Raw genomic sequence first — 22,352 nt, 5'->3', positions numbered from 1 at the left:
TCACTGGCTTGCCTGCTGCTGCATCAGCGCCTTCACCCACACCACGATACGCTGGGTGAGGAAGGCCGTGGTCTGCGGCGAAAGCACATCGCCGGCGATCACGTGATTGTCCGGGTCGCCGGTGTCGTCGACCGGCACCAGCTCGTGCGGAGCGGCCCATCGCCCCGCTACCTCGCGCGTCCGGTCCGGCCTCACCACCTTGTCGGAATCCGAGAAGATGAACAGGGCAGGGATCTTTGCCTTCTCGGCCGGCGCGGCATAGGCAAGCTCGGTGAGCGCGGCCATCGGCAGCACCGCTTTCATCGGGTATCTGGTGGTCCAGAATTTTTCGTGGAGCGCGTTGCGCGCCGGGAAGCTGCGCTCCTTGCCGCCGACAAGCTCGGCGATCTGTCCGCCCCAGCGCATGGTCAGCAACTCCGCGCCGGAGGCCTTGACGCCGAAATTCGGCGAGATGAACGCGATTGCCGCGACACCGTCCGAAGCACCCGGCTGCGTCGCTGCCCATGCTGCCAGCGAGCCGCCGGTCGACGTCCCGATGACGATCACCTTGTCGCCGATTTCGCGACCGATGGCCAAAGCCTCTTCATAGTCGTTGATCCAGGCATTGACGCTGCCTTGCGCCATCGCCGCGCCATCCTGGCCGTGACCGGTCAGCCGCGTGTAGAAGAGGTTGGCGTCCAGTTCATCCGCAATGTCGTCCGGCAAGGGCCGGACCTCGCCCTTCGAGGCGGAAAAGCCATGGATGTAGACGATGGCCAAAGGCGTCTTGGCGTGGACCATCGGGTTTGCCCAGATGATCTCCTTGTCGAGCCCGTCGCGGATGTTGGGCACGGCAGCCTCTTCACGCGCCAGGTGGGCTTGCGGATCGTCGCCGATCACCGATGGATTGAACCTGATCGTGGTATCGACCGGCACGCGGGGGCCGAGGAAGAAGCCGGCGACCAGGATGACTGCAAGGCCAAGCACCGCCAGCACGATCCGCCGCCCCATTAGAGTCTCCAAGCAACGATTCTCAACCTATGGCCGTCCCCGCCGGCAGGCAATCGCCGTTTCGCCGGCTTATGTTGCGCAGGCTTATGCCGCCTTGTCGCGGGATGGGTCTTTTTTGCCCGCCGGCCTACGATCGAAATGCAACGGCCGCCCCCACCAATGGGTGGTGAGCCCGATGACGAACCGGCAGATCGGCCGCGGCAGCAGGCCGAGCAGCTTCAGCGGCCAGCTTATGTGATAGGGAAAGGTGACTTCGAAGCGGCCTTTCTTGATGCCGCGGGCCATGCGGCGCGAGGCGCGATGCACAGGCATGAGACCCGGCATCGGCAGCTTGTTCTTTTCGGTCAGCGGCGTGTCGACGAAACCCGGATTGATGACCTGGACGCGGATGTTCATCTTGTCGAAGTCGTATTTCAGCGACTCCGCCAGGATGTTGATCGCGGCCTTGGTGCCGCCATAGGCTGCCGTCGTCGGCCAGCCGGAATAGGCGGTGACCGATCCGACAAGAACGATATGGCCGCGTCCGCGCACGCGCATATGCTCGACGACAGGCACCACGCCGTTGACGATGCCGAAATAGTTCACGGCGAAGGAACGATGGAAATCGCGCACCACCAGATTCTCGCCAGGGGTGGCGATGTAGTTGCCGGCATTGAAGACGGCAAGCACGATCGGACCCATCTGCTCCTCGATCGCGGCGGCCGTGCGCGCCATGCCGTGCTCGTCGGTGACGTCGCAGGGAAAGGACCTCACATGCCCGGGCATTTGCGCCGTTTCGACGATCAGCGTGTCGGCTGGATCTTCCGGCAGCGACGTCACCGCCACGGCATAGCCTTGATTGGCGAGATCCTTGGCCAACGCGCGACCAAGCCCGCTGCTGCCGCCCGTGATCCAGGCGACACCGTCTTTCGGATTGGCCCGGTAGAGTGTCATGGGATGTCCTGCGGATGTTCAGGTTTGCTCTAGCGGCGGAGAAATCGGTTGAAAAGAGCGGTTTTGCACCTGGCACTGAAATGATTGCGAGCGTTGCACCATCCGGAATGCGACTGGACCAGGCAAAATCTTGCCTTGAAACCGCGGCGTCCGGTTTTTAGGGTCTCGCCGCACACACAAAGGAATCCCACATGCCCCGTTCTGTGATCGAAGCGATCGGCAACACGCCCCTGATCCGGCTCAACAAGGCCTCGGAAGCGACCGGCTGTGAGATCCTCGGCAAGGCTGAGTTCATGAATCCGGGACAATCGGTGAAGGATCGGGCCGGCCTGTTCATCATCCGCGATGCCGAACAGCGTGGGCTGCTCAAACCTGGCGGGCTCATCGTCGAAGGCACTGCCGGCAACACCGGCATCGGCTTGACGTTGGTCGCCAAGGCGCTCGGCTACCGCACCGTGATCGTTATCCCCGACACGCAGAGCCAGGAAAAGAAGGACACGATCAAGATCCTGGGCGCGGAGCTCATCGAAGTGCCGGCCGTGCCTTACAAGAACCCGAACAATTATGTGAAGCTGTCGGGCCGCCTTGCCGAGCAATTGGCGCGCTCGGAGCCGAACGGCGCGATCTGGGCCAACCAGTTCGACAACGTCGCCAACCGCGACGGTCATATTCGCACGACGGCCCAGGAGATCTGGGCTCAAACCGGCGGCAAGGTCGATGGCTTCGTTTCGGCCGTAGGCTCGGGCGGCACGCTCGCCGGTGTCGCGCTCGGGCTCAAGGGCAAGAGCAAAGACGTCAAGATCGCGCTCGCCGATCCGCTGGGCGCCGCGCTCTACAGTTTCTACACCAGCGGCGAGTTGAGATCCGACGGCAACTCGATCACCGAAGGCATCGGGCAGGGCCGCATCACCGCCAACCTGGAAGGCTTCAGGCCGGACTTCTCCTACCAGATCACGGACGAGGAAGCGTTGCCGATCATCTTCGACCTGATCCAGGAAGAGGGCCTCTGTGTCGGCGGCTCGACCGGCACCAACATCGCCGGCGCCATCCGCCTGGCGCGCGAGCTCGGACCCGGCCACACCATCGTGACAATCCTTGCCGACTACGGCACGCGCTACCAGTCCAAGCTCTTCAATCCGGAGTTCCTGCGCGGCAAGAATCTTCCGGTGCCGGGCTGGATGGAAGAGAAGGCCGACATTTCCGTGCCGTTCGAAAAGGTAGCATGATGGCGCACAAGACCGAGGCGCTGTTTCGCGACGACGCCTATCAAACGACGGCCGAGGCCGAGGTCGTCGCCATCAACGATCGCGGCGGCATCCTTCTCGACCGCACGATCTTCTACGCTACGTCGGGTGGACAGCCGGGCGATACCGGCATGCTCGAACGAGCGGACGGCGGCCGCATCGCGATCGCCGCCACCATCACCGGCGAAACCAAGGACGAGATTATCCATGTACCGGCGCCGGAGCAGCCGCTCCCCGCTGTCGGCGAAAGGCTGAAGCTCTCGATCGACTGGAAGCGGCGGCACCTTCTGATGCGCATGCATTCCGCCTGCCACCTGCTGACTGTCGTTTGCCCGTTTCCGATCACCGGGGCGGCGGTCGCCGAGAACGACAGCCGTGTCGACTTCGATATCCCAGACAGCGGCTTCGTCAAGGAAGATGTGACGGCCCGGCTGATGGAGCTGGTGCGCGCCGACCATCCGATCTTCACCCGGTTGATCACCGACGACGAGCTCGCCGCCAATCCCGGCCTGGTCAAATCGAAGAACGTGCGCCCGCCGGTCGGCACAGGACAAATCCGCCTGGTCTCTATCGGCGAGAACGGCTCGGTCGACAGCCAGCCCTGCGGTGGAACGCATGTGAAGTCGACTGGCGAGGTCGGCGAGATCCATATCGGCAAGATCGAGAAGAAGGGCCGCGAGAACCGGCGCTTCCGCATCCGCTTCGGGCCAATGCCGACGAATTGATGCTCGAAGTGATGAAGCATGATGTCGCCCGAAAACCGCTTCACACTTTTCGGCATCATGCTCTAAACCGAGGCGGGCCAGGGAGAACAAAATGGCGCAGGACAGTCCCTTCATCGTCGACGCCGACTGGCTGGAGAAGCAGCTTGGCGAGCCCGGCCTCACCATCATCGACGCCTCCTGGTATCTGCCGGCGCAAAAGCGAGACGCCCGCGCCGAATACGATGCCGCGCACATTCTCGGCGCGCGCTTCCTCGACCAGGACGCGGTTTCCGATCCGGATTCCAAATTGCCGCACACCTTGGCCTCGCCGCAGCACTTTGCCCAGTATGTCGGCGCCATGGGCGTTACGGCTGATGACACAATCGTCGTCTATGACGGGCCTGGCGTGTTCTCGGCGCCGCGCGCCTGGTGGATGTTCCGGGTCATGGGCGTCTTCCAGGTCTACATCCTGAATGGCGGCTTCGACCGCTGGAAAGCCGAGGGGCGGCCGGTGACTTCCGAGCCGACCAAGATTGCGCCGAGTGTCTTCCATGCCGATTTCGACGCGGACCGTGTCGTTGGCCTCGACGAGATGCGCAGGATCGTCGACGGCCGCCAGAGCCAGATCGCCGACGCGCGCTCGCCCGGCCGTTTCGCCGGAACCGATCCTGAGCCTCGCCCGGGCGTCCGTTCAGGCCATATGCCGGGCGCGCACAATGTCCCGATCACGGCGCTTGCCGAGAATGGCGAGCTGCTGCCCAAGGACCGCTTGCGCAAGATGATCGAGGATGCCGGCATCGATTTGTCGAAGCCAGTCGTCACGTCCTGCGGCTCGGGCATCACGGCGGCGGCGGTCACGCTGGCGCTGGAGACGCTCGGCCATACCGACAACCGGCTTTACGACGGATCCTGGACGGAGTGGGGCGGTCTCAGCGACACGCCGGTGGTGACGTGGAAAGAATAATGGAAAACGGCGCGCTGCAAGCTATCGATGTCATGGTCACGTTCCTGGAGATGCATGCCGCGCCGGCGGTCTCGCCGCCGATCCCCTACAACCGGCAGATCGCGCTGCTGAAGACCAAGGACATCCCGCTCCATTTCTACCGCTATTTGATAGATCGCGTCGGGCGCAAATGGCACTGGGTCAACGTGCTGAGGATGAGCGACGAGGAGCTTGCCGCCGGCCTGCACCGCGAGGACCGCGACGTCAGGGTGCTCTATCTCGACGGCGCTCCCGCCGGCTTCTTCGACCTCAAGCCGCATCTGCCGGACGAAGTGGAGCTCGCCTATTTCGGCATGATGGAACATGCGCACGGCCAGGGCATCGGCCGCTGGTTCCTCGGCGCGGCGATCTCGGCGGCCTGGGCATACGGGCCAAAGTTCGTCTCCGTGCAGACCTGCACGCTCGACCATCCGGCGGCTCTGCCGCTGTACCAGAAACTCGGCTTCACGCCCGTGGCGCAGAAGAAGGAAGTCGTGCACCCGCTGACCCTCGCCGAGCGTTCGGCCAGCGTCATGCGGGGCTAGACCCGTTTTACGCTGCCGCCGAGCCCAACCGGCGGACGCTTTCCCGGAATTGCCGTGGGCCTGAACATCTCGTTCATCGCCGCTTCAGGCTGTCTTTGCCATTGTCCGGCCGCATTACGAGGCCGAGCTTGTAGGAGAAAGACATGTTGACCCGACGTATGTTTGCCGTCGCCGCGATCGCGGCAATTGCCATGCCGAGCCTGGCCTTCGCGCAGGCGAGCACGCCTTCGGCCGCGACGATCGAGCGGCAGCTGGACGCCGCGCCCAGGAAGAAGCTGCGCCCGAACGAGCGCGTCACCGTTCGCGAGTTCAAGCGCCGGCCGGATCTGCGGCGCATGGCGCGTTCGATCGACATCCAGTCGATCAATTTCGAGTTCGGCTCGGCCGCCATCGCCCCCTCGCAATATGGCAAGGTCGAGATCATCGCCGACGGCTCCATCGCATCCTGCGACACGACCGTGGCGCCCGCATCCTGATCGAGGGCCACACCGACGCCGTGGGCTCCTTCGAATCGAACCAGGTCCTGTCCGAGCGCCGGGCCGCCTCCCTGAAGCGGACCCTGGTAGGCGAGTTCGGCGTGCCCTCGTTCGCGCTGGAAACCGTTGGCTATGGCGAGGAATTCCTGCTTGTGCCGACCCAGCAGGAGAACTGGCGCAACCGCCGCGTGACGCTGCGCCGCTTCGATGATTTCGTGCGGTAACGCTCGGCCCGACAATGCCGATGGTCGAGGGCCCGGTTGTGCAAAGCAGCCGGGCTCTTCATGTGCGCGCCGCTAGAGCAATTCCAGGAAAAGTGTGAGCGGGTTTCCGTCCGGAATTGCGTAAAAACAAAGAGTTAGAGCGGTTCGCCGTTTCCGTGAAACGGTGAAACGCTCTAGGCAGGAATCGGGTGGGAGGCACTGCCGCCAAGGCATAATTTCCGGACATCGACACCGGAGATTTGCCATGAGCATCCAGTTCAAAGCCTTGCCGACCGAAGCCGTGCGCGCCTTGCAGCGGGGAGGGCCTGATGCCTATGGCCTCGCCCCGGAACACCGGATTTCCGACGGCGACGGCGTGCCCTGCAGGCATTGCATGAAGAACGTCGCTGCGGGCGACGGCTACCTGATCGTGGCCTACCGACCGTTTCCGGAACTGCAGCCCTATGCCGAGACAGGCCCGATCTTCCTGCACGCCGAGGAATGCGAACGCGCCGCCGATGGGGATGCTCTGCCGGAGATGCTCGCAAGCAGCGACTATATCGTGCGTGGTTATGGCAAGGACGACCGCATCGTCTATGGCAGCGGCGCGGTCACGCCGACGGGCGACATCACAGCCCGCGCGACAACACTGCTTGGGCGCGAAGACATCGCCGACATCCATGTCCGCTCGGCCCGGAACAATTGCTATCAATGCCGCATCGAGCGGGCCTGATCCCAAACCGGCCCGATCCCAGACCGGCATGACCCAAAAAGAAGCCCGCCGATGGTCAGGCGGGCCGTTGGAGGGTCTGACAGAAGCTGTCGGCCAGTGCTGCCAGGCCGGAATTGTCCGAAACCGGCAAGCAGCACAGACCGCCAGTAGCATTGCGTGTCTAGGCATCTTTCCCGCCCGGCGAATGTGAAGCATTTCACACAAGGACGCATAACCGCCGAAAGACAGGATCGAACTCCGTCAAGACTGTCGTATTCTCGTCGTACTCCTTTGCTAAGAAGTAATGGTTGATGATTTGTCGACCGCGGATGGACCGGCGGCAGATCGCAACATCGAGGAAGCGGGGCTTTTGCTCCGCTTTTTTGCTTTTTGCTTCCAGGAAATTGAGCGCGCAATGCCGCAGAGGCCGCTCCGCGTTCTTTCTGAAATTGCTCCAGGCCAAGAAAAAAGCCCGCCGGAGTTACCCGGCGGGCGTGACAGGAGGAATTCTTGCCGGATATCAGGCGGCAAGCACCGCCTTCGGTTCGACCATTTCGTAGCCGAGCGCCTCGGCAACAGCGCGGTTGGTGATCTTGCCCTTATGGACATTGAGGCCGTTGCGCAGGTGATGGTCGTCGACCAGCGCCTTGAGGCCCTTGTCGGCGAGCTGCAGGCCATAGTGCAGTGTCGCGTTGTTGAGCGCGTGCGCCGAAGTGACCGGCACGGCGCCGGGCATGTTGGCGACGCAATAGTGGATAACGCCGTCGACCTCATAGGTCGGATCGGCATGGGTCGTGGCATGCGAGGTCTCGAAGCAGCCGCCCTGGTCGATCGCGACGTCGACCAGCACCGAGCCTTTCTTCATGCCGGAAAGCATTTCGCGGGTCACGAGCTTGGGCGCGGCGGCGCCCGGGATCAGCACGGCGCCGATGACGACGTCGGCCGAGAAGCATTCCTCTTCCAGCGCCTCTACGGTCGAATAGCGCGTATGCACGCGGCCGCCAAAAATGTCGTCGAGCTGGCGCAGGCGCGGGATCGAGCGGTCGATGATGGTGACGTCGGCGCCGAGGCCGGCCGCCATCTTGGCCGCATGCAGGCCGACGACGCCGCCGCCCAGCACGGTGACCTTGCCGGGCAGCACGCCGGGCACGCCGCCAAGCAGCACGCCGCGGCCGCCATTGGCCTTCTGCAGCGCGGTGGCGCCGGCCTGGATCGACAGGCGTCCGGCGACTTCCGACATCGGCGCGAGCAGCGGCAGGCCGCCGCGATCGTCGGTCACGGTCTCATAGGCAACGGCAGTGACGCCCGAAGCGAGAAGACCCTTGGTCTGCTCCGGATCCGGAGCAAGGTGCAGGTAGGTGTAGAGGATCTGGCCGTCGCGCAGTTGTACCCATTCATTGGGCTGCGGCTCCTTGACCTTGACGATCATGTCCGACTTGGCGAACACGTCGGCCGCCGTCTTCGCGATGATGGCGCCCGCGGCGCGATAAGCGTTGTCGTCGGCGCCGATGCCGGCGCCGGCGCCCGTCTCGACCAGCACTTCGTGGCCATGCGCGACATATTCGCGGACCGAGCCGGGCGTCAGGCCGACGCGATATTCATGGTTCTTGATTTCCTTGGGGCAGCCGACACGCATCTTTCTTCTCCTGTCCGCGCCCTTTCAAGGGCGCTCTCCCTGTCACTCGTGCGTGCCACCGACTCCGGATGCGGAGGCGACACGCAATAACCTCAGTCAATCATGAATCGTTCCGTATGTGTTTGCGAATGCACTTGCGGCAAGGACCGCTCTTCGATAATCGTTGCGCAAAATAGCCGGAAATTCGCAGGAACCACGAAAAATGCCGCTCGATAGGATTGATATCGCCATTCTGGAAACTTTGCAGAAGGATGGCCGGATACCCAACGCGGCGCTTGCCGAGAAGGTCGGCCTTTCGCAATCGGCCTGTTCGCGCAGGCTCGACAATCTCGAAAAGTCCGGAACCATCCGCGGCTATCACGCCAGGCTTTCAAACAGCGCGCTCGGCCACCAGATGACGGCGATCGTGCACATATCGCTGTCGGGGCAATTCGAAAAGACGCTGTCGGATTTCGAGGCGGCGATCAAGCGCTGCCCGAACGTGCTTTCCTGCCATCTGATGTCGGGCGAATACGACTATATCCTGCGCATCGCCGCAAAGGATCTCGTCGACTATGAGCGCATCCACAAGGAATGGCTGTCGGCCATGCCGCATGTGACGAAGATCAACTCGTCCTTCGCGCTGCGCGAGATCGTCGATCGCACGGCGGTCGGGCTGCGGCCGGAAATGGCTTAGGGACTCATAACCAGCAGGAGAGCAGCGGCGATATGACAGAAAGAATCACCTTGCCCGAACTATTGCCGGCAACCGCCGTTGTCCGCGTCTCGCGCGCCAGCTATGACCCGAGCCGGTTCGCAGAAGTCGATGCCGCGAGCAAGAAGACCTCGCGGTACATAATCCCGGCCATCAGACGGCTGCCGGGACTCCTTCACTTTTATGCCGGCGTCTCGCCGAAGGGCTCCATCGTGCAGGTCAGTGTCTGGGATACCGAAGAGCATGCGGCGCAGTTCGACACGCTGAAGGAGATGGTCGTCGACGGCCGCAGGGACATGGAGGCGGTCGGCGTGACCTTCACCCCGATTTTCAACTATCCGATCGACTGGACCTGGACCGTCTAGGCAGTCGCGGCCTCCGTCACCACCTCGCTCATCGGAATATCGTGCGGCTGCGGGTAGATGGTCGCAATGCGCTGCAATTCGTAGCCGACGCCGATCACCAGCGGCCTGAACGGCATCGCCGCCAGCGTGCGGTCGTAGAAGCCGCCGCCATAGCCCAGCCGATACTTGCCTGGATCGATGCCGACGATCGGCGAAATCACGATGTCGGGCAGGACCGGATCGCCTTCGGCCGGGATCGGAATGTTCCAGACGCCTTTTTCCAGCCGGTCGCCGGGTCTGTAGGCGCGAAACACCAGCGGCTGACCCTTCTCGATGACGACAGGCAGCGCGGTGCGGCCGCCGCGCTCATTGACCGAAGCCATCCAGCCGCGCAGATCCGGCTCGCCGCGAAACGGCCAATAAAGGCTGACCATCCGGCCGTCTATGTCGCCAATCAGCGCGTCGAGGCTATTGCCGATGCGTGCCGACATGGCCGCCCGCGCATCGGCTGAGACGGCAAGGCGGGCGTTGATGAGCCGCTCACGCTCAACCCTGCGCCATCGCCTGACATCCGTCCAGTCGGAGAGAGGCTCCCGGTATTCGGGGTCGAGTTCATGCATGAAGCAAGGCGGCGAGGCGTATTGAGCCGGTCCGTCGTCGCGATTGTCAGCCATGATAGGCTCCTGTCGTGGTGTCTCACGCTATACCTGCGGCAGCACCCGCTACATATGCATTCACGACGCCGCGCGACGACTCTGGGGCATGTTTTTCAGCCGGCAAGATGTTGTTGCAGCGCACAAAATACCTACATCTCTATGTGGTAGTTTTACGCCGCGAGGTGGATGAAATGAGCGAAGCCAGGCATCATGTCGTGGTCGTCGGCGCCGGGTTCGGCGGGCTCGAACTCACCCGCACGCTGGCTGGTGCGCCGGTGCGCATTACCATGATCGACAAGCGCAATCACCACCTGTTCCAGCCGCTGCTCTACCAGGTGGCGACGACGTCGCTGGCGACCTCGGAGGTGGCCTGGCCAATCCGTCATCTCTTACGCAGGCGCAAGGACGTGACGACGCTTCTTGGCAATGTCACCGGCGTCGACCGCGCCGGCAAGCGCGTGCTGCTCGAGGACGGCAGCTCTATTGCCTACGACACTCTGGTTCTCGCCACCGGCGCGGGCCACGCCTATTTCGGCCATGACGAATGGGAACCCTTCGCGCCGGGCCTGAAGACGCTCGAGGATGCCACCACGATCCGGCGCCGCATCCTGCTCGCCTTCGAGCAGGCCGAGCGCGAAACCGACCCTGCCAGGCGCCAGGCATTGCTGACGTTTGTCATCGTCGGCGGCGGCCCGACGGGCGTCGAGCTCGCCGGCACCATTGTCGAGCTTGCGCATGACACGTTGCGCGGCGAGTTTCGCAGCATCGACACGCGGCAAGCGCGCGTCGTGCTGATCGAGGCCGGCGACCGCATCCTGGCCAATTTCGCGCCGCAGCTTTCCGACTACGCCCGCAAGGCGCTGGAGCGGCTGGGCGTCACCGTCGAGCTCGGCCGCCCCGTTACGCAATTGGATGCCGACGGCGTCGTCTTCGGCGACAAGCAGCTGCCGGCAAGGACGATCATCTGGGCGGCCGGCGTCGCCGCTTCGCCGGCGGCCGAGTGGCTCGGGGCGCCGGCCGACCGGGCGGGCAGGGTGCTGGTCGAACCCGATTTGACCGTGCCGGGCAGCCCGGAGATCTTCGTGATCGGCGACACCGCGCATGTGCTGCGGCCGGATGGAAAGCCGGTGCCGGGCGTGGCGCCTTCGGCCAAGCAGGAGGGCAAGCATGTCGCCGCGACGATCAAGGCGCGGCTTGCCGGCGACAGCGCCACGCGGCCTTTCCAGTACCGTCATGCCGGCGATCTGGCGACGATCGGCAAACGCGCTGCCGCGATCGATTTCGGCTGGATCAAGCTCACCGGCTGGCTCGCCTGGTGGCTGTGGGGTATCGCCCACATCTATTTCCTGATCGATTTCCGCAACCGCCTGGCGGTCTCGCTTAGCTGGCTATGGATTTATCTCACGGGCCAGCGCAGCGCCCGGCTGATCACGCAGGGCGACGACGACAAGAGCTGACCTCGCCGCATGCTTCATCGACACGTCACCTTGTCGCTTAACGCCGTGCCGTTCCGTCGCCGTCGGAGCGGCCCGGTTGCGGCGCCGCCATTGAGGGCTTGGTGATCGGCCGGAGAAGCGGCCCGCAAAAAGCCGTGAACCCCAAGGACCGCTGTCGCTCCCACTGGTTCCAGCCGGCCACATGCGCTAGTTTTAGCCATGCGTTATGTAATCGTCATCGCAGCCATTGCCTTCTTCCTGATCTGGGATGGCCTCTACAATCATGGTCACTATCTCGACGTGACCGTGCGGGAAATGTCGCGCATCGTGCGCCGGGTCACCGGATAGGCCTTGCCGGTTGCGCATCGCGGGCGCGACATCGTTGCCGGTTGACGCCCAGGCACCGCTCCCACAAAAACACCGCTGAATCGACGATCACGGAGGTTGGCTTGATCCGGCACATCGTTTTCTTCAGCGTGCGGCGCAAGGAAGATGTCGAGGCTGTTCGCTCGGGCTTGCTGGCGCTGGGCAGGATTCCGCACTCGAAGCATTTCGAAGTGACGCTCAACACCAAGGTCGATCTGTTCTCCAATGCGATCGACGTGGTCGTCTATGCCGAGTTCGAAGACGAGGCGGCGCTTGCCGCCTACAGGGCGCATCCGATTTATGCCGATACGACCAGCAAGGTGAAGCCGATGCGCGAACTGCGTTATTCGGCCGATGTCGTGGCCGCGGCCTGAACCGGGCAAGCGCGCATACTCTCGATCCCGCGCCCTTGAACCGCGGGCCGGAATGGGGCAAACCGCGCCGGCATGATCAAAAAATCAGCTCATCCGCTCGATCATCTCGTTCTGCCGGCACAGAACCTTGATGCCGTTCGCTCGCGCCTGACGTCGCTTGGCTTTGTCGTCGCGCCCACGGGGATCCACCCCTTCGGCACGGAGAATGCCTGCGTCTTTTTCACCGATGGCACCTATCTGGAGCCGCTGGCGGTCGGAAATGAGCAGACGGCGGACCTCGCCATAAGCGAGGGCAATGTCTTCGTCGCGCGCGACCGTCTCTACCGTCAAACCATTGGCGATGAAGGTTTTTCCGCAGTCGTCTTCGGAACGGCAGATGCCGATGCCGATCATAGGCGCTATGTCGAGGCCGGTCTTTCGGCCGGCGAAATGCTGAGCTTCTCGCGCGCCTTTACCGACGCAAACGGCAAAAGCGACATGGCTTCCTTCAAGCTGGCATTCGTATCCGACAAGGAGGCCGACGAGGCCTTCCTTTTCGCCTGCCAGCGCATCAACGCGCCAAAGATCGATCGCACGGCGCTGCAGGCGCACGCCAATGGCGTGACGAGTATTCTCGAAATCATCGCCGTCAGTGATAGGCCCGCAGCCCAGATCGGATTGATCGCGACCGCCGCCGAAGCTGGTGCGAGCGACGGCGACGCCGTGCGGCTGCCGAATGCAGTCCTCAGTGTTTTCTCGTCTGAAGATTATGGCTCGCGCTTCGGCCTGACGGTCGCGCCATCGCCGAACCTGCGCTTTGCGGCCATCGTTTTCTCGGTTCGCGACACGGCCGCCGCCAGGCGACTGCTTGCGGAAAACGCAGTCCGACACAACATGAGCGGCAATGATATCGTCGTTCCGCCGGCGCCCGGGCAGGGCGCCTCCTTCATCTTCCGGGAGACCCCATGAGCAAACCCCTGGCGCCAAATGCATCGGTAACCGTCGGCAAGGTCGTCTTTGCCAACAATGCGCCGCTGTCGCTGATCGCCGGCCCGTGCCAGCTTGAATCGCGCCAGCATGCTTTCGACATGGCCGGCGCGCTGAAGGAACTGACGCAACGGCTGGGCATCGGCCTCGTCTACAAGACCAGCTACGACAAGGCCAACCGCACCTCGCTTTCGGCAACGCGGGGCGCCGGCCTCGACGCGGCGATGCCGATCTTCGACGATCTGCGCAAGGAGTTTGGGGTCCCGGTGCTGACCGATGTCCACACCGAGGAGCAATGCGCTGTTGTCGCGCCGCATGTCGATGTCCTGCAGATCCCGGCCTTCCTGTCGCGCCAGACCGACATGCTGGTCGCCGCCGCCAAAACCGGCAAGGTCATCAATGTGAAGAAGGGCCAGTTCCTTGCGCCGTGGGACATGAAGAACGTCGTCGCCAAGATTACTGGCTCCGGCAATGCGAACGTGCTCACCACCGAGCGCGGCGTCTCCTTCGGCTACAACACGCTGGTCTCGGATATGCGCGCGTTGCCGATCATGGCTGAGATCGGCGCCCCGGTGATCTTCGACGCGACCCATTCCGTGCAGCAGCCGGGCGGGCAGGGCGGTTCATCCGGCGGTGAACGGCGCTTCGTCGCGACGCTCGCGCGCGCGGCGGTTGCCGTCGGTGTCGCCGGCGTCTTCATCGAAACTCATCAGGACCCCGACAATTCCACGTCTTCGGATGGCCCTAACATGGTGCCTCTCAAGGACATGCCGGCGCTGCTGGAAAAGCTCATGGCCTTCGACCGCATCGCCAAGGGGCACTGATCCCAGCGGCCGACCTGATCCTGCGCCGGCTTGTGGTTGCATTCAGCCGGCGCTACGCTCGTTTTCGTAACTGAGCGTCCTGGCAGGAGGAAGCCATGTCCGTTGCTCGCGTCACCGAAATCACGTCGTCGTCCAAGAAGAGCTTTCAGGATGCCATTGAGATGGGCATCGCACGCGCAGCAAAGACCCTGAAGAACGTCGAAGGCGCCTGGATCCAGGACCAGAAGATCGTTGTCCAGGACGGCAAGATCGCCGCCTACCGGGTCAACATGAAAGTCACCTTTATCCTCACCGACAGCTGAGCAAGGTCGTCGGGAACCTTAGCGCCCTCCTCTCATTGTCAATGCAGGCATTAAACCGAGAGGAGCACCATCATGACCACCCCGTCCGGGCACACCGAAGCCATTGCCGCCTCGCGCGTCATCGGCACATCCGTCTATAACACCGAAGGCAAGAGCATCGGCAGCATCGAGGACGTGATGCTCGACAAGATGTCGAACGGCATTATGTTCGCCGTGATCGGCTTCGGCGGCTTCCTCGGCATGGGCGAGAAGTACCACGCCGTCCCGTGGGCGACCCTCGACTATGACGAGGATCAAGGCGGCTACGTCGTGCCGTTCACCAAGGAGCAGTTGCAGGCCGCGCCCGCTTATTCAATCGATGAACTGACCGGCGCCGACGGCGAAGCCGCTCGCGATGCTTCATTCCAGTATTACCATGTGAAGCCGTATTGGCATTGACCGCTTAAGCACCTAAAAACCAAAGGCCCCCGGGCAAAACTCGAGGGCCTTTGGCGTTTTGAACTACTGCGCCGCTTGGAGCGTCGATAATTCCACCGAACTCTGCTGCGGCTTCTGATCGTCGCAGGACGTCAGGAACGCCGCCGCGATCAGGAACAAACTCACGATACCGCTCAACTGGGACATGGCGAAACTCCTCCTGTTTCGCCCCGCGCGAACGCGACCATAGATGAGAAGGCCACGCGATGCGCATGACTTATGATGACAGAAATTTGCGCTTCGTGAATCCGGCCCGCGGCAATAATTGCGGCGCCGCCGATTGCCTTTTGCGCCGCTTTGGCTAAGAGGGGCGCGACGCTTCAATCGATCAATCGGGGACATCGCAAATGACCGCCATCATCGACATTGTCGGGCGTGAAATCCTGGACAGCCGTGGCAATCCGACCGTCGAGGTCGACGTGGTGCTGGAGGACGGCTCGATGGGCCGCGCCGCGGTGCCGTCGGGTGCATCCACCGGCGCGCATGAGGCTGTCGAACTGCGTGACGGCGGGCCGCGTTATCTCGGCAAGGGCGTCCAGCGCGCTGTCGAGGCCGTGAACGGCGAGCTGTTCGAGGCGATCGGCGGCATGGAAGCCGAGAACCAGATCCATATCGACCAGACGATGATCGAGCTCGATGGCACGCCGAACAAGAGCCGCCTCGGCGCCAACGCCATCCTCGGCGTGTCGCTGGCGGTCGCCAAGGCTGCGGCCGAAGCCGCCGGCCTGCCGCTCTACCGCTATGTCGGCGGCGCCAAGGCGCACATCCTGCCGGTGCCGATGATGAACATCATCAATGGCGGCGCCCATGCCGACAACCCGATCGACTTCCAGGAGTTCATGATCCTGCCGGTCGGCGCGCCGACCCTGCGTGACGGCGTGCGCTGGGGCTCGGAGATTTTCCACACGCTGCGCAAGAAGCTGAAGGACGCAGGCCACAACACCAATGTCGGCGACGAAGGCGGTTTTGCTCCCAACCTGAAGAGCGCGCCGTCGGCACTCGATTTCATCATGGAATCGATCGAGAAGGCCGGCTTCAAGCCGGGCGAGGACGTTGCGCTCGGTCTCGATTGCGCCGCGACCGAGTTCTTCAAGGACGGCAATTATGTCTACGAGGGCGAAAAGAAGACCCGCGACCCGAAGGCGCAGGCCAAATACCTCGCCAAGCTCGCCTCCGACTATCCGATCATCACCATCGAGGACGGCCTTGCCGAGGACGACTGGGAAGGCTGGAAGATCCTGACCGATTTGATCGGCAAGAAAACCCAGCTTGTCGGCGACGACCTCTTCGTCACCAACACGGCGCGGCTGCGCGACGGCATCCGCATGGGCGTCGCCAATTCGATCCTGGTCAAGGTCAACCAGATCGGCTCGCTGACCGAAACTCTCGACGCGGTCGAGACCGCGCACAAGGGCGGCTACACCGCCGTCATGTCGCACCGCTCGGGCGAGACCGAGGATTCGACCATTGCCGACCTCGCGGTCGCCACCAATTGCGGACAGATCAAGACCGGCTCGCTGTCGCGCTCCGACCGCATGGCCAAGTACAACCAGCTCATCCGCATCGAGGAAGAGCTTGGCAAGCAGGCGCGCTACGCCGGCAAGTCGGTCGTCAAAGGCTGATCCAGCCTGTTTGGACCAGTTTGAAAGGGCGGGGCATCCCGCCCTTTTTCGTTTCCGGCGACCCCGCGACAGGCCGCCCGTAACCGTCCATTAAGCACAATCGGGCGAAATACGACTCATGGCCGCTTGCGTTCGCGGCCGCGAGGGTTCGGGCCATGTGGACACGTCAGCACAAGCAAAGAAACACCGGCAGGCTGATCATCCCTTCGCTTTGCGTGCTCTTCCTGGCCTATTTCGGCTTCCATGCCTATCACGGCGAGTTCGGCATCTACTCCAAGTACCGGCTCGAGGCCCGGGCGGTCGAACTGCAGGCCCAGCTTGATGCCGTGAAGGCGCGCCGGATCGACTTCGAGCGCCGTGTCCAGCTGATGCACGAAGGCACGCTGGAGAAGGATATGCTTGACGAGCAGGCCCGAAAGGCGCTCAATCTGTCGCAGCCCGACGAAATCACCATCATGTTGCCCGCTCCGACGAAATAACCGAATTTCGGTTAATCGCTCTTATTTGCAATGATTCTAATCGCTTAGATGCATGCCAGCCATGCATTTTTCAGCATGGCGCAATGCATCCTTGCGTGTTAGCCTCGCGCAAATCGGTGGGGAGGCGATCGATCTCCCTGAATGTCCGCAAAGAGACGCCAACAGGGAGTGACGCATGGCCACCGCCGCCAAAAAAGCGCCCGCCAAATCCAGATCCGACAAACAGCCCAATCTGTCAGCGCCCAAGCCCGCTGATTTTACCAAGGAAGACGAGCTTTCCGCCTATAGGCATATGCTCTTGATCCGCCGCTTCGAGGAGAAGGCCGGCCAGCTTTACGGCATGGGCTTCATCGGCGGCTTCTGCCACCTCTATATCGGCCAGGAGGCCGTCGTCACCGGCATGAAGATGGCGCTGGTCGAAGGCGACCAGATGATCACCGCCTATCGCGACCACGGCCACATGCTGGCGATGGAACTGTCGCCGCGCGGCGTCATGGCCGAGCTCACCGGACGCCGCGGCGGCCTGTCGAAGGGCAAGGGCGGCTCCATGCACATGTTCTCCAAGGAGAAGCATTTCTACGGCGGCCACGGCATTGTCGGCGCGCAGGTGTCGCTCGGCACCGGCCTTGCCTTCGCCAACCGCTACCGCGACAACAAGAACGTCTCGCTGACCTATTTCGGCGACGGCGCGGCCAACCAGGGCCAAGTCTATGAAAGCTTCAACATGGCCTCGCTGTGGAAGCTGCCGGTGATCTACATCATCGAGAACAACCGCTACGCCATGGGCACGTCCGTGTCCCGCTCGTCGGCTGAGACCGATTTCTCCAATCGCGGCGCTTCCTTCAAGATCCCGGGCATCCAGGTAGACGGCATGGACGTTCGCGCCGTGAAGTCGGCGGCCGATCTCGCCACCGAATGGTGCCGCGCGGGCAACGGCCCGCTGATCCTCGAAATGCAGACCTACCGCTACCGCGGCCATTCGATGTCCGACCCGGCGAAGTATCGCTCCAAAGAGGAGGTGCAGAAGATGCGCTCCGAGCACGACCCGATCGAGCAGGTCAAGGCGCGCCTGACGAGCAAGAAGTGGGCGAGCGAGGACGAGCTCAAGGCCATCGACAAGGAGGTCCGCGACATCGTCGCCGACGCCGCCGAATTTGCCCAGCACGACGCCGAGCCGGATCCGTCCGAGCTCTGGACCGACATCGTACTCTAAGGGGAGGGCAAGGACATGCCGATCGAAATTCTCATGCCCGCGCTCTCGCCGACGATGGAAGAGGGCAATCTTTCCAAATGGCTGAAGAACGAAGGCGACAAGGTCGTCGCCGGTGACGTGATCGCCGAGATCGAGACCGACAAGGCGACGATGGAGGTCGAAGCCGTCGACGAAGGCACGCTGGCCAAGATCGTCGTTCCCGCCGGCACCGAAGGCGTCAAGGTCAATGCGGTGATCGCCGTGCTCGCGGTCGACGGCGAAGACGTCGACAAGGCCGGCGAAGGCATCGGCGAGGAAGAGCCCAAGTCTGAAGCGGCAGCGCCGGCCCCCGCCGCGGCCAAGAGCGAGGCTCCGGCCCCTGTCGCCGCCGCGCCGAAGACGGAAGTCGCGGCCGACCCGGACATTCCCGCCGGCACCGAAATGGTTTCGACCACGGTGCGCGAGGCGCTCCGCGACGCCATGGCCGAGGAGATGCGCCGCGACGGCGACGTCTTCGTCATGGGCGAGGAAGTCGCCGAGTACCAGGGTGCCTACAAGATCACGCAGGGCCTGCTACAGGAATTCGGGCCGCGCCGCGTGGTCGATACCCCGATCACTGAGCACGGTTTTGCCGGCGTCGGCGTCGGTGCTGCGATGGCCGGCCTGAAGCCGATCGTCGAGTTCATGACCTTCAACTTCGCCATGCAGGCGATCGACCAGATCATCAACTCGGCCGCCAAGACGCTGTATATGTCGGGCGGCCAGATGGGCGCGCCGATTGTCTTCCGTGGTCCGAACGGCGCCGCAGCCCGCGTCGCCGCGCAGCACTCGCAATGCTATGCCGCCTGGTACAGCCATATCCCCGGCCTCAAGGTCGTGATGCCCTACACGGCCGCCGACGCCAAGGGCCTGCTCAAGGCGGCGATTCGGGACCCGAACCCGGTCATCTTCCTCGAGAACGAGATCCTCTACGGCCATTCCTTCGAGGTGCCGAAGCTCGACGATTTCGTGCTTCCGATTGGTAAGGCCCGAATCCACAAGCAGGGCAAGGACGTCACCATCGTCTCCTTCGGCATCGGCATGACCTATGCGGTCAAGGCGGAGGCCGAATTGCGCGGCATGGGCATCGATGCCGAGATCATCGATTTGAGGACGGTCCGGCCGCTCGACTTCGACACAATCATCGCTTCGGTAAAGAAGACCAACCGTCTCGTGGTGGTGGAAGAAGGTTTTCCGCAGAGCTCGGTCGGCGACCACATCGCCAACCAGGTCTCGCAGCGCGCCTTCGACTTCCTTGATGCGCCGGTGATCACCATCGCCGGCAAGGACGTGCCGATGCCTTACGCCGCGAACCTCGAAAAGCTGGCTCTGCCCAATGTCGGCGAAGTCGTCGAGGCTGTGAAAGCCGTGACGTACCGGGGTTAACAAGATGGCTCGCGAACTCGAAAAGTTCCCCCAGCGGTATTCGAGCATAGCGAATTCGATGAAATACTCCGCGTCTGGATTGGTTCGGACGCGGTTGTCGCGATGCAGGAACGCTTTGGGCCAAACGTTCACAGTTGGGGCATGGTGCTCGCTGACGTCGCCATGCACATTGCCAGGATGAAATTGGAACGGGATGGCATCTCTGAAATCGAGACGCTTCATGCCTTGGAAGACGGCTATCGCGGCAGAATGTCGGAGCAGTTCAATATCCAGCACCGTTCGCTGACCGGGCGGAACTGAGGAGGGAAAATGCCAATCAACATCACCATGCCGGCGCTTTCGCCCACGATGGAAGAGGGCAATCTTTCCAGGTGGCTGGTCAAGGAAGGCGATAAGGTTTCGCCCGGCGACGTGATCGCCGAGATCGAGACCGATAAGGCGACGATGGAAGTCGAGGCCGTCGATGAAGGCACAGTCGCCAAGCTCGTCGTTCCCGCCGGCACCGAAGGCGTCAAGGTCAACGCGCTGATCGCCATCCTGGCCGGCGAGGGCGAGGATGCCAGCGCCGCGGCCAAGAGCGGCGGCAGCGCCGCGCCAAAGGCCGAAGCGCCGAAAGCGGATGCTCCGAAGGCCGAAGCCACCAAGGAAGCACCCAAGCCGGCAGCAACAGCCGCGGCGCCCGCGCCGGCGAAGGCCGAGCCTGCTCCCGTCGCCAACGGCCACGCCGCCGGCGATCGCGTCTTCGTATCGCCGCTGGCCCGCCGCATCGCCAAGGATGCCGGCGTCGACGTGACGGCGCTGACCGGCTCCGGCCCGCATGGCCGCGTGGTGAAGGTTGACGTCGAGGCAGCGATCGCTTCCGGCGGCGCCAAGGCCGCGCCGGCTGCGAAGGCGCCCGCGAGCGCTCCCGGCGCGACTCCGGCCCCCGCACCCAAGCCGATGTCGGACGACCAGGTGCTGAAACTGTTCGCCGAAGGCTCCTACGAGCTTGTGCCGCATGACAACATGCGCAAGACCATCGCGCGCCGCCTGGTCGAGGCGAAATCCACCATCCCGCATTTCTATCTGACGCTGGACTGCGAGCTCGACGCGCTGCTGGCGCTGCGCACGCAGCTCAATGCCGCTGCCCCGATGAGGAAGACCGACAAGGGCGAGGTTCCCGCCTACAAGCTCTCGGTCAACGACATGGTGATCAAGGCGATGGCCATGGCGCTGATGGCGGTGCCGGATGCGAACGCCTCGTGGACCGACAGCGCCATGGTCAAGCACAAGCACGCCGATGTCGGCGTCGCGGTGTCGATCCCCGGCGGCCTGATCACGCCGATCATTCGCCATGCGGACGAAAAGACGCTGTCGGTCATCTCCAACGAGATGAAGGATCTCGCCAGCCGCGCCCGCAGCCGCAAGCTGAAGCCGGAAGAATATCAGGGCGGCACGACGGCAGTGTCGAACCTCGGCATGTTCGGCGTCAAGGACTTTGCCGCCGTCATCAACCCGCCGCATGCGACGATCCTGGCGGTCGGCGCCGGCGAGGAGCGGGCGGTGGTGAAGAAGGGCGAGATCAAGATTGCCACAGTCATGTCGGTGACGCTCTCGACCGATCACCGCGCGGTCGATGGCGCGCTCGGCGCGGAGCTGCTCAGCGCCTTCAAGCGCATGGTCGAGAACCCGATGAGCATGCTGGTCTAGGAAGGGAAAAGGCGGTGCGGAAATTCTTCACCAGCCTTTTCGCCTTCGTCCTTTCCGGCTTCGCCGGCGGGCTGGTGGTTCAGCAACTGGCCGTGCTCACCGGCGCGACGGAAGAATACATTCTGGTCTTCGCGGCGACGGCGATGATCCTTATCGTGGTGACGATCGGCTTCTTTCTGGTCCAGTTCCGCGCCGAGCCGATCAGGGCGGTCGACCGGATGTTCTGGTGGCTGCTCGCCATGTTTGCGGTCATTCTCGTCGCGCTCGCCGGCTGGACTTTCTCGGTGCCTGCCGAGAGCCGGGCGACCGCAAGCGACCTGTCGATCGTTGCCGGGCTGGTCCTGCCCGGTGTCGTGGCCATCGTCGTGCAATGGCTGTTCGTGCGCTGGCGGCTGAAGCGCCCGACAGCCGGGTTTGGTAGAAGCGGGGCAAAGGCGTGAAGACAATTCTGTGCTACGGCGACTCGCTGACCTGGGGCTACGACGCCGCCAGCCTCGGCCGCCATGCGCTGGAAGACCGCTGGCCGAGCGTGCTGGGGGCTGAGCTCGGCGGCGATATCCAGGTCATCGCCGAAGGACTCAATGGCCGCACCACGGCCTTCGACGACCATTTGGCCGGCGCCGACCGCAATGGCGCTCGGATCCTGCCGACGATCCTGACCAGCCATGCGCCGCTCGACCTCATCATCATCATGCTCGGCGCCAACGACATGAAGCCATGGATCCACGGCAATCCGGTCGCCGCCAAGCAGGGCATCCAGCGCCTGATCGAGATCGTGCGCGGCCATGACTATCCGTTCGACTGGCCGGCACCCCAGATCCTCATCGTCGCGCCGCCGGCGGTGACGCGCACCGACAATGCCGAGTTCAAGGAAATGTTTGCCGGCGGCGACGACGCCTCGAGGCGGCTGGCGCCGCAATATTCACTGCTTGCTGACGAGGCCGGCTGCGGCTTCTTCGACGCCGGCACGGTGGCCGTCACCACGCCGCTCGACGGCGTCCATCTCGATGCCGAGAACACACGGCGTATCGGAGCGGCGCTGGCGCCGCTCGTGCGCGTCATGCTCTCACTCTAACCCTCA

Annotated in this window: 26 protein-coding genes and 2 pseudogenes; 23 read left to right on the top strand and 5 right to left on the bottom strand. The window is 63.4% G+C overall.

Annotated elements, in window-relative coordinates; genetic code table 11:
- Together CK230_RS15930 and CK230_RS15925 are read right to left on the bottom strand one after the other, a co-directional pair.
- A complete protein-coding gene (locus CK230_RS15930; RefSeq protein WP_095818114.1) occupies positions 1–990 on the bottom strand; it encodes an alpha/beta fold hydrolase in 990 nt (329 codons plus the stop codon).
- An 84-nt stretch (positions 991–1,074) separates the two neighbouring features.
- Positions 1,075–1,923, bottom strand: coding sequence for an SDR family oxidoreductase (locus tag CK230_RS15925; RefSeq protein ID WP_095818113.1), 849 nt, complete (start codon positions 1,921–1,923; stop codon positions 1,075–1,077).
- 191 nt (positions 1,924–2,114) lie between these two features.
- On the opposite strand from CK230_RS15925, the gene CK230_RS15920 reads away from it, so the two are divergent.
- From CK230_RS15920 to CK230_RS15895, 6 genes and pseudogenes are all read left to right on the top strand, one after another.
- A complete protein-coding gene (locus tag CK230_RS15920) occupies positions 2,115–3,149 on the top strand; it encodes a cysteine synthase A (RefSeq protein WP_095818112.1) in 1,035 nt (344 codons plus the stop codon).
- Positions 3,149–3,892 (top strand): alanyl-tRNA editing protein, encoded by a 744-nt coding sequence (locus CK230_RS15915; RefSeq protein ID WP_095818111.1) that lies wholly within the window; start codon positions 3,149–3,151, stop codon positions 3,890–3,892. Before CK230_RS15920 ends, CK230_RS15915 begins: the two co-directional genes overlap by 1 nt.
- A gap of 91 nt (positions 3,893–3,983) precedes the next feature.
- Positions 3,984–4,835 carry a 3-mercaptopyruvate sulfurtransferase gene (sseA, locus tag CK230_RS15910; RefSeq protein ID WP_095818110.1) on the top strand — a complete coding sequence of 284 codons (852 nt, stop codon included), beginning with the start codon at positions 3,984–3,986 and terminating at the stop codon, positions 4,833–4,835.
- Complete coding sequence (locus CK230_RS15905) at positions 4,835–5,398, top strand: GNAT family N-acetyltransferase (protein ID WP_095818109.1); 564 nt, start codon at positions 4,835–4,837, stop codon at positions 5,396–5,398. Before sseA ends, CK230_RS15905 begins: the two co-directional genes overlap by 1 nt.
- Before the next feature lie 143 nt (positions 5,399–5,541).
- A pseudogene (locus CK230_RS15900) lies at positions 5,542–6,098 on the top strand (OmpA family protein).
- Positions 6,099–6,342: 244 nt separating this feature from the next.
- On the top strand, positions 6,343–6,810 hold the full coding sequence (locus tag CK230_RS15895) for a DUF1203 domain-containing protein (RefSeq protein ID WP_095818108.1): 468 nt from the start codon (positions 6,343–6,345) through the stop codon (positions 6,808–6,810).
- A 499-nt stretch (positions 6,811–7,309) separates the two neighbouring features.
- On the opposite strand, the gene ald is transcribed toward CK230_RS15895, so the two are convergent.
- The gene (gene ald / locus CK230_RS15885) at positions 7,310–8,425 is read right to left on the bottom strand and encodes an alanine dehydrogenase (protein ID WP_095818106.1); all 1,116 of its coding nucleotides are present in this window, start codon (positions 8,423–8,425) and stop codon (positions 7,310–7,312) included.
- A gap of 202 nt (positions 8,426–8,627) precedes the next feature.
- Here ald and CK230_RS15880 point away from each other — a divergent pair, with 202 nt between their 5' ends.
- On the top strand, positions 8,628–9,101 hold the full coding sequence (locus CK230_RS15880) for an Lrp/AsnC family transcriptional regulator (protein ID WP_040994689.1): 474 nt from the start codon (positions 8,628–8,630) through the stop codon (positions 9,099–9,101).
- Positions 9,102–9,133: 32 nt separating this feature from the next.
- A complete protein-coding gene (locus CK230_RS15875) occupies positions 9,134–9,484 on the top strand; it encodes a hypothetical protein (protein WP_095818105.1) in 351 nt (116 codons plus the stop codon).
- Here CK230_RS15875 and CK230_RS15870 read toward each other — a convergent pair.
- The gene (locus CK230_RS15870; protein WP_095818104.1) at positions 9,481–10,137 is read right to left on the bottom strand and encodes a 5-formyltetrahydrofolate cyclo-ligase; all 657 of its coding nucleotides are present in this window, start codon (positions 10,135–10,137) and stop codon (positions 9,481–9,483) included. The two genes, CK230_RS15875 and CK230_RS15870, sit on opposite strands and share 4 nt — an antisense overlap.
- A gap of 173 nt (positions 10,138–10,310) precedes the next feature.
- Here CK230_RS15870 and CK230_RS15865 point away from each other — a divergent pair, with 173 nt between their 5' ends.
- From CK230_RS15865 to CK230_RS15840, 7 genes are all read left to right on the top strand, one after another.
- Positions 10,311–11,576: an NAD(P)/FAD-dependent oxidoreductase gene (locus tag CK230_RS15865; protein WP_095818103.1), complete on the top strand. Its 1,266-nt coding sequence runs from the start codon at positions 10,311–10,313 to the stop codon at positions 11,574–11,576.
- A gap of 198 nt (positions 11,577–11,774) precedes the next feature.
- A complete protein-coding gene (locus CK230_RS34010; RefSeq protein ID WP_280952542.1) occupies positions 11,775–11,903 on the top strand; it encodes a hypothetical protein in 129 nt (42 codons plus the stop codon).
- Between the two features lie 101 nt (positions 11,904–12,004).
- Positions 12,005–12,295: a Dabb family protein gene (locus CK230_RS15860; protein ID WP_095818170.1), complete on the top strand. Its 291-nt coding sequence runs from the start codon at positions 12,005–12,007 to the stop codon at positions 12,293–12,295.
- Between the two features lie 72 nt (positions 12,296–12,367).
- Complete coding sequence (locus CK230_RS15855; protein WP_095818102.1) at positions 12,368–13,243, top strand: VOC family protein; 876 nt, start codon at positions 12,368–12,370, stop codon at positions 13,241–13,243.
- Entirely contained in the window at positions 13,240–14,085 is an 846-nt protein-coding gene (gene kdsA / locus CK230_RS15850) for a 3-deoxy-8-phosphooctulonate synthase (RefSeq protein ID WP_095818101.1), read from the top strand. Before CK230_RS15855 ends, kdsA begins: the two co-directional genes overlap by 4 nt.
- A 95-nt stretch (positions 14,086–14,180) precedes the next feature.
- Complete coding sequence (locus tag CK230_RS15845; protein ID WP_095818100.1) at positions 14,181–14,387, top strand: dodecin family protein; 207 nt, start codon at positions 14,181–14,183, stop codon at positions 14,385–14,387.
- A gap of 72 nt (positions 14,388–14,459) precedes the next feature.
- Positions 14,460–14,825: a PRC-barrel domain-containing protein gene (locus CK230_RS15840; protein ID WP_095818099.1), complete on the top strand. Its 366-nt coding sequence runs from the start codon at positions 14,460–14,462 to the stop codon at positions 14,823–14,825.
- 63 nt (positions 14,826–14,888) lie between these two features.
- Here CK230_RS15840 and CK230_RS34005 read toward each other — a convergent pair whose 3' ends face one another.
- Entirely contained in the window at positions 14,889–15,011 is a 123-nt protein-coding gene (locus CK230_RS34005) for a hypothetical protein (protein ID WP_280952541.1), read from the bottom strand.
- A 200-nt stretch (positions 15,012–15,211) separates the two neighbouring features.
- On the opposite strand from CK230_RS34005, the gene eno reads away from it, so the two are divergent.
- From eno to CK230_RS15800, 8 genes and pseudogenes are all read left to right on the top strand, one after another.
- Positions 15,212–16,486: a phosphopyruvate hydratase gene (eno, locus tag CK230_RS15835; RefSeq protein ID WP_095818098.1), complete on the top strand. Its 1,275-nt coding sequence runs from the start codon at positions 15,212–15,214 to the stop codon at positions 16,484–16,486.
- A gap of 155 nt (positions 16,487–16,641) precedes the next feature.
- On the top strand, positions 16,642–16,965 hold the full coding sequence (locus CK230_RS15830; RefSeq protein ID WP_095818097.1) for a septum formation initiator family protein: 324 nt from the start codon (positions 16,642–16,644) through the stop codon (positions 16,963–16,965).
- Positions 16,966–17,140: 175 nt separating this feature from the next.
- A complete protein-coding gene (pdhA, locus tag CK230_RS15825) occupies positions 17,141–18,178 on the top strand; it encodes a pyruvate dehydrogenase (acetyl-transferring) E1 component subunit alpha (RefSeq protein WP_095818096.1) in 1,038 nt (345 codons plus the stop codon).
- Positions 18,179–18,193: 15 nt separating this feature from the next.
- Positions 18,194–19,582 (top strand): pyruvate dehydrogenase complex E1 component subunit beta, encoded by a 1,389-nt coding sequence (locus CK230_RS15820; RefSeq protein ID WP_095818095.1) that lies wholly within the window; start codon positions 18,194–18,196, stop codon positions 19,580–19,582.
- 33 nt (positions 19,583–19,615) lie between these two features.
- Positions 19,616–19,882 (top strand): annotated as a pseudogene (locus CK230_RS15815) (DUF5076 domain-containing protein); the annotation flags it as partial.
- Between the two features lie 9 nt (positions 19,883–19,891).
- Positions 19,892–21,271, top strand: a complete 1,380-nt coding sequence (locus tag CK230_RS15810; protein ID WP_095818093.1) for a pyruvate dehydrogenase complex dihydrolipoamide acetyltransferase — start codon at positions 19,892–19,894, stop codon at positions 21,269–21,271.
- A gap of 14 nt (positions 21,272–21,285) precedes the next feature.
- The gene (locus tag CK230_RS15805; RefSeq protein ID WP_095818092.1) at positions 21,286–21,711 is read left to right on the top strand and encodes a hypothetical protein; all 426 of its coding nucleotides are present in this window, start codon (positions 21,286–21,288) and stop codon (positions 21,709–21,711) included.
- Positions 21,708–22,346, top strand: coding sequence for an SGNH/GDSL hydrolase family protein (locus CK230_RS15800; RefSeq protein ID WP_095818091.1), 639 nt, complete (start codon positions 21,708–21,710; stop codon positions 22,344–22,346). Before CK230_RS15805 ends, CK230_RS15800 begins: the two co-directional genes overlap by 4 nt.
- The last annotated feature ends 6 nt before the right edge of the window (positions 22,347–22,352 follow it).

It is taken from the genome of Mesorhizobium sp. WSM3859 (genome assembly GCF_002295065.1).
Taxonomy (GTDB): Bacteria; Pseudomonadota; Alphaproteobacteria; order Rhizobiales; family Rhizobiaceae; genus Mesorhizobium.
Note: the sequence above shows the minus strand (reverse complement) of the source record. Positions and strands in the feature narration are given on the sequence as shown.

Coding starts and splice junctions, on each gene's coding strand:
- CK230_RS15920 (WP_095818112.1), top strand. CDS start 2,115: ATGCCCCGTTCTGTGATCGAAGCGATCGGCAACACGCCCCTGATCCGG.
- CK230_RS15915 (WP_095818111.1), top strand. CDS start 3,149: ATGGCGCACAAGACCGAGGCGCTGTTTCGCGACGACGCCTATCAAACG.
- CK230_RS15905 (WP_095818109.1), top strand. CDS start 4,835: ATGGAAAACGGCGCGCTGCAAGCTATCGATGTCATGGTCACGTTCCTG.
- CK230_RS15870 (WP_095818104.1), bottom strand. CDS start 10,137: ATGGCTGACAATCGCGACGACGGACCGGCTCAATACGCCTCGCCGCCT.
- pdhA (WP_095818096.1), top strand. CDS start 17,141: ATGGCCACCGCCGCCAAAAAAGCGCCCGCCAAATCCAGATCCGACAAA.
- kdsA (WP_095818101.1), top strand. CDS start 13,240: ATGAGCAAACCCCTGGCGCCAAATGCATCGGTAACCGTCGGCAAGGTC.
- CK230_RS15880 (WP_040994689.1), top strand. CDS start 8,628: ATGCCGCTCGATAGGATTGATATCGCCATTCTGGAAACTTTGCAGAAG.
- CK230_RS34005 (WP_280952541.1), bottom strand. CDS start 15,011: ATGTCCCAGTTGAGCGGTATCGTGAGTTTGTTCCTGATCGCGGCGGCG.
- CK230_RS34010 (WP_280952542.1), top strand. CDS start 11,775: ATGCGTTATGTAATCGTCATCGCAGCCATTGCCTTCTTCCTGATCTGG.
- eno (WP_095818098.1), top strand. CDS start 15,212: ATGACCGCCATCATCGACATTGTCGGGCGTGAAATCCTGGACAGCCGT.
- CK230_RS15820 (WP_095818095.1), top strand. CDS start 18,194: ATGCCGATCGAAATTCTCATGCCCGCGCTCTCGCCGACGATGGAAGAG.
- sseA (WP_095818110.1), top strand. CDS start 3,984: ATGGCGCAGGACAGTCCCTTCATCGTCGACGCCGACTGGCTGGAGAAG.
- CK230_RS15830 (WP_095818097.1), top strand. CDS start 16,642: ATGTGGACACGTCAGCACAAGCAAAGAAACACCGGCAGGCTGATCATC.
- CK230_RS15875 (WP_095818105.1), top strand. CDS start 9,134: ATGACAGAAAGAATCACCTTGCCCGAACTATTGCCGGCAACCGCCGTT.
- CK230_RS15865 (WP_095818103.1), top strand. CDS start 10,311: ATGAGCGAAGCCAGGCATCATGTCGTGGTCGTCGGCGCCGGGTTCGGC.
- CK230_RS15855 (WP_095818102.1), top strand. CDS start 12,368: ATGATCAAAAAATCAGCTCATCCGCTCGATCATCTCGTTCTGCCGGCA.
- CK230_RS15930 (WP_095818114.1), bottom strand. CDS start 990: ATGGGGCGGCGGATCGTGCTGGCGGTGCTTGGCCTTGCAGTCATCCTG.
- CK230_RS15925 (WP_095818113.1), bottom strand. CDS start 1,923: ATGACACTCTACCGGGCCAATCCGAAAGACGGTGTCGCCTGGATCACG.
- CK230_RS15845 (WP_095818100.1), top strand. CDS start 14,181: ATGTCCGTTGCTCGCGTCACCGAAATCACGTCGTCGTCCAAGAAGAGC.
- ald (WP_095818106.1), bottom strand. CDS start 8,425: ATGCGTGTCGGCTGCCCCAAGGAAATCAAGAACCATGAATATCGCGTC.
- CK230_RS15895 (WP_095818108.1), top strand. CDS start 6,343: ATGAGCATCCAGTTCAAAGCCTTGCCGACCGAAGCCGTGCGCGCCTTG.
- CK230_RS15840 (WP_095818099.1), top strand. CDS start 14,460: ATGACCACCCCGTCCGGGCACACCGAAGCCATTGCCGCCTCGCGCGTC.
- CK230_RS15810 (WP_095818093.1), top strand. CDS start 19,892: ATGCCAATCAACATCACCATGCCGGCGCTTTCGCCCACGATGGAAGAG.